The organism is Halomonas sp. PBN3 (assembly GCF_000475415.1).
Taxonomy (GTDB): domain Bacteria; phylum Pseudomonadota; class Gammaproteobacteria; order Pseudomonadales; family Halomonadaceae; genus Halomonas; species Halomonas shengliensis.
Window position 1 is genome coordinate 1 of record NZ_AXCA01000188.1, and the last position, 4961, is coordinate 4961.

General features: G+C 49.0%; 4 protein-coding genes and 2 pseudogenes. 1 reads left to right on the forward strand and 5 read right to left on the reverse strand.

Annotated elements, in window-relative coordinates; all coding sequences use genetic code 11:
• Window positions 1-230 precede the first annotated feature (230 nt).
• From Q673_RS36615 to Q673_RS36150, 5 genes and pseudogenes are all read right to left on the reverse strand, one after another.
• Window positions 231-1574 carry a hypothetical protein gene (locus tag Q673_RS36615; protein WP_152527137.1) on the reverse strand — a complete coding sequence of 448 codons (1344 nt, stop codon included), beginning with the start codon at window positions 1572-1574 and terminating at the stop codon, window positions 231-233.
• A 49-nt stretch (window positions 1575-1623) separates the two neighbouring features.
• Window positions 1624-2265 (reverse strand): glycosyltransferase family 32 protein, encoded by a 642-nt coding sequence (locus Q673_RS32360; protein WP_023006915.1) that lies wholly within the window; start codon window positions 2263-2265, stop codon window positions 1624-1626.
• Window positions 2266-2268: 3 nt separating this feature from the next.
• On the reverse strand, window positions 2269-2943 hold the full coding sequence (locus tag Q673_RS36145) for a WecB/TagA/CpsF family glycosyltransferase (RefSeq protein WP_161629680.1): 675 nt from the start codon (window positions 2941-2943) through the stop codon (window positions 2269-2271).
• Window positions 2944-2954: 11 nt separating this feature from the next.
• Window positions 2955-4280 (reverse strand): lipopolysaccharide biosynthesis protein, encoded by a 1326-nt coding sequence (locus Q673_RS32365; RefSeq protein ID WP_023006916.1) that lies wholly within the window; start codon window positions 4278-4280, stop codon window positions 2955-2957.
• Window positions 4281-4393: 113 nt separating this feature from the next.
• A pseudogene (locus tag Q673_RS36150) lies at window positions 4394-4666 on the reverse strand (transposase); the annotation flags it as partial.
• 104 nt (window positions 4667-4770) lie between these two features.
• Here Q673_RS36150 and Q673_RS32370 point away from each other — a divergent pair.
• Window positions 4771-4961, forward strand: a pseudogene (locus tag Q673_RS32370) (hypothetical protein); the annotation flags it as partial.

Sequence of the window (4961 nt, forward strand, 5' to 3'; positions counted from 1 at the left end):
CCCCGGCTTTGCCGGGGGATATTTACTTTTGAATAGCCACTTAAATGGTGCATAAGCGATGGTGTCAGCATGAGGTCATCCATGAGCAAAAGTCGTTAGATGGCCACATTAGCTCCTACTGGTAAAGCGCTACGAAGCCCGTCGTAGAGCGGTTTTTCATGCGTTTTCCCTGCATGCAGCGTTTCCCTAAAAGTAATTATTGGCGCCTCATAGGTATTTTCCATCCGCGTTCAAATAGCTTTTTCGCGGGCCACTATCACTGATGATTCTGCATCCGACTCTCCTCGCCCATAAGAGAGATAAAACATCATAGATAGCATGGAAAATACGCTATTGAATGCTGAAACGGAGAGCGATGAGGCCAGCAAAACACCTAGCATGCACAGGACGTCGACCCATCTATAACCACCCTTGCGCAGTGCATAAGTAGTAAACACCACGAGGAACAACAGCCCCAGAACGCCATGATCGAAAAGCACACGAATTATGTAAGAGTGCAGAATGACAGAATAGCAAGTGCCATCCCCCGAGAAACTATACAAGTCACTCCAGTATGAGAGAGCTTCGCACGTTTCTGTGGATAGCGGGGTTAAGGGCTGAGTGCCCAACATCACGTTCCACCACTGCCAACCCTCTATCTCATCGAGGAAGTAGAGCAGAAACCGAACGCGGTCCAAAGAAGCACCTCGCTCCAGCATGGATCGAAAAGTAAGTGGTTGCTCGGTGACTTCACCTTCTGCGCCCAATGTGGTGGCAGGCGAGCGCTCCTCTTCCAGGGTTGGCATGCTGGGAGGCTCGGCAGAGGAGCCACCACTTCCTAGCGAGATGTCCATACGATCGTTGACGATGCCGTAAGCCACAGCAACCAATAACGGGAACAACAAAAACCATGATCTGGCAAACCCCCTGCCCAAACGGAACACACTGAAGAAATACACCACTAGAAAGCAAAGAAACGCGCTGCGAGACCCTGAAAATAAGATAATCAGCATGACGACAAGTATCGAGACTACTCGCCAGCGAATCACTGGCAACACTAAGTACAGAAGCAGAATAAGAAACACTAGCTCAAAATTGTTTTCGGTAAAAATCCCTGGGCGACTACTTACCCAAGCATCTAGACCAATTAGACGAGAGTAGGCGTACTTGATAAAAAACAGCCCCAGCAGCACGTAAAAAAAACGTGCGACATGGACTTTCTTGAAAAGAGGACTCCCAATAAAAGAACACAAAAGAAGGACATAAAAAAACGCTTTATACGCCTGCGCGTAATCGAGAATATTACTACCGCTCATCAGTAGGGCAACAGCCAGGGTAAGAACCAGGTAACTACCGGCCGTTAACATGAAAAGCTGAGCCGAGCGACTTTTAGGCGGAAACACCAATACAGATACGCCAAGCACCGCTAGTTCCAGCAGTAGCACAGCAGGCAGAATGTTATAGTGCCAAGGCGACATCACCCCCACCACGCCCAAAACCAGAATCACGGCCATCAGCAGCATCCCTGCCAGCGGCAGTATCTTTCTGCGGTAGGTCAATAGGGTATTATTGGCCAGCGGGTAACGACCTTGCATCCTTTACTCCCAAAAAATCTCGCTAAAATGAATCTTTTCCCGCTACGGATCACTTGAAAAGCTTTCTTAACACGCGTTCTACAACCCCCATTTTCCACCCCTTACCCCAGTGATGAATCAGATAGGTGTCGCTTTCAATGTAGCAGTACATCATCTGTTTACGGTCGTGTGCCTTGGCGTAGGGATTATAAGGATAGAAAAAGTACCAAGGCTTGATCTCAATGTCACTAGCGTCCTGTTCGACACAGGCATTGGCCAATTCAGGGGCAATCAGATACGGCTTTTTCTGCTGATGACGGGTTTCGATAAGCGCCATGGCATTCTTGAAGAAATGATGCCCGGCCACACCACCAATCACGGCGGTATTAAGTCGGCCTTCATCCTCATAGCCTAGGAAGCAGGGACTTTTCAGAAGCGGCTCCAGCGAACGCACGACTTCCATGTCCACATCCAAGTACACGCCGCCATGCTCGTGAAGTGCCGACATACGCACATAATCCGATAAAAAGGCCCACTTCTTGTTTTTCAGACAGTATTTTATGAACGGGTTATCGTGGTCGATAGTGGTCTCATTCCATTCGATAATATCGAAGTTTGGCATTTTTGTTTTCCACGTGGCAATGCACTCTTTGTAGAGCGTGCCCATGGCTTTCTCTCCAAACCAGCAGAAATGGATTTTTTTAGGAATCATTTGTCACTCAATCTTATTGCCGTATTTAATCAAAAACTTGGGGTAGTCTTTCAAGTAACGCTTCAGAAGCCGGTTCGGTTCCTTCATCACTCGGTATAACCAACGCAGGTTGAGGCGATTTACCCAGGCAGGGTAGTAGTTCTGCCCCTTAGCTTGCACGAACTGATCAAGATAGCCACCACAAGTGAAGCCTGTACCCTGCCAGCCTTCGCCACGCAGGTCCAGAAGTAGGTGCTCCTGCTTTCCTGCGCCCATTCCTACGATGACGATGTCGGCATTAGCAGCATGCGCTAGGCTCTGTTGACGTTCTTCGTCGCTCCTGAAAAAGCCAGAGCGTGCGTAGGTTATCTCCAAGCTTGGGTATTTTTTTTCCAATAGCTCAGCCGCTTGGAGGATATTCTCTTCAGTGCCGCCTATCAATGCAACCCGTTTCTGCGTGACCTGTGCATGCCTTAGCACTATCGGAGCAATCGAGGTATCATCGAAACTGACACGTTCGATTCTTTTCCTCTTGAACAGCCGAGCATATAGCACAACAGCAATGCCGTCAGCGTAAAAACGAATTTCACTGCACTCTTTTTCGCTCAGACATTGCACCACAACTCCCAATGAAAACGGGTTGATAAAACTGCAATCAACTCCTTCTTCTAGACGGAACCCCTTTTCAATCTTAATCACTTCACTCACCGTCATTGTAAAATTCGATTTCGTTGCTCTATAATAAAGCGCCAGTCATTCATTAAAAAACCAAATTTTTTCTTCACCACATAGACCGCCATACCATTCTGAGCTAGGAGGACTAACAGCAGCGCATAGGCAGCCCCCTCCGCATTGTAGCGAGGGATCAGTAGCAGGGAGGCAATGCTTCCTGCCACCACAGAAAAGATTAGTATATTCCGCGCTGCCCGCTGCTGGTCGGCCATCAAAAGCAACAACATTACCGACCCAGTCATAACATTAATCAACTGCCCGATCACGAGAATTCTCACCACGCCTACAGCACCGCTGTAATGACTGCTAAAAAGGGCAAGGATAGCTTCGGGCCAGATAATGAACACCAGGGCAGGCAGCAGGGCAAAGCAAGTCATTTGAAAAGCACTTTTTTGGGCAAGCTGCTTGAGCCCCTCGTAATTACCTTCGTATTGAAGTCTAGAAAAACGCGGCCCCAAGATACTATCGTATACGGTTAGAATGAAACCAATGATCATGGCCAGCCGCAAACCAAGGCTAAACAAGGCCACATCACTTTCGGTATGGAACCCCCCCAATACCAACACTAGCCCCCATTGGGTGTAGTAGAAAATAATACCCACCAGCAGGAAATCGGGCAGATTTCGATAGAAGCTTTGGGAAAAGCTAATACTTTCTTTTTCGACCAATTCGCTGCACCGATATAGATACCAGACTGTCCATAGCGCCACCATAAGGTATAGCCCTAAAATCATCGCCAGTGCAGCCATTAGCGCTAATAAACTCAGCGATATACCCAGCCGGGCGCACACCAGAACTATGCCACTGAGCACGATGGAGATACAGCCTATTTCGAAAAAACAGGATACATTAGCCCTGCCCCATCCTTTCATCAGGAAGTTGCACAGATAGATGACACTGTAAACCGGCGAGAGCAGCGCGGTAATACGCAAACTCTCGACGGCATGTTCAGTCGAAGAAAGCAGCATTTTCGCAGCACCAGGCGCCACTACCCAGAGCACTACTCCCAAGAGCACACCTATCAGCACGTTGACCATTATGGAGTGCTTGTAAACCCACGCAACTTCGCGGCGATTATTATTGGAAGTTGCAATCCCCATGTACTTTAGCGTAGCGCGATCGGTACCCAGGCTAGCAAACACTTGCATGCCAATCATTAGAGACAGACACAACATAAAGGCGCCAAATGTCCGCATACTGACAAACGTAGCCAGCACGTAGGAAAGTAGGAACGTACCGCCCGCGGCTATCCCTCGAGAGATCAACGTCGTAAAAATTTGTTTATCTAGACCCTTCTCACCCATGGATTAATGCCTTCAGAATATAAAGCCTTATTAAAACCGCCACACCCAGCAGGAAAAATAAATGAACGATTTCACACCGCGAGAACCAGGGAAAATCGTCACACACCAAGTGGCTATTCAAAATTAATCGCGTTATCAGATCCATAGCTACCGAGTAGGCGATGAACCTCGTTGCTGAGGTGCTCAAACGAGAGGTAGGCACTCAACGGCAGCCAGGCATACTTCATCTGCCGCCATAGAATCTCAATCAGGTTCAGCTCTGGCGAGTAAGCCGATAGGTAGACCAGGTGTACACGATGCGACATCCACTCCACTATCTTCCGCCTGAAAGGCTTGGAGCGATGCATGCTGGCATTGTCGAGCACCACGACGGCAAAGACATTGGGGTCTTTCTGGGACCTGAATCCGTGAGACCGGCCCCCAGGAATGCTTCTAACCTACTGAGCTGCATGGCAATATAACGAATATCGCCATTCACCCAGACAGTGCCATGCCCAACGTCAAGTTCCGTGCCAGTCGCCGCACCCTCACCAGCCACGCCGGGCTATCCATCATCGGGCAGTGCTTCGAGATCGCTGGCGTCGACAGCATCGACAGCCGCTTCCCCACCACGCTGGGCATGCGGACAGGGAAAACGCACGAAAGCTTTCACACCGCGAAAACATCTGCCAAATACTCCTC

Bases quoted from the DNA above. Each gene is read 5' to 3' on its own strand.
- Q673_RS36615 (WP_152527137.1), bottom strand. From the start codon at position 1,574: ATGCAAGGTCGTTACCCGCTGGCCAATAATACCCTATTGACCTACCGC.
- Q673_RS32360 (WP_023006915.1), bottom strand. From the start codon at position 2,265: ATGATTCCTAAAAAAATCCATTTCTGCTGGTTTGGAGAGAAAGCCATG.
- Q673_RS32365 (WP_023006916.1), bottom strand. From the start codon at position 4,280: ATGGGTGAGAAGGGTCTAGATAAACAAATTTTTACGACGTTGATCTCT.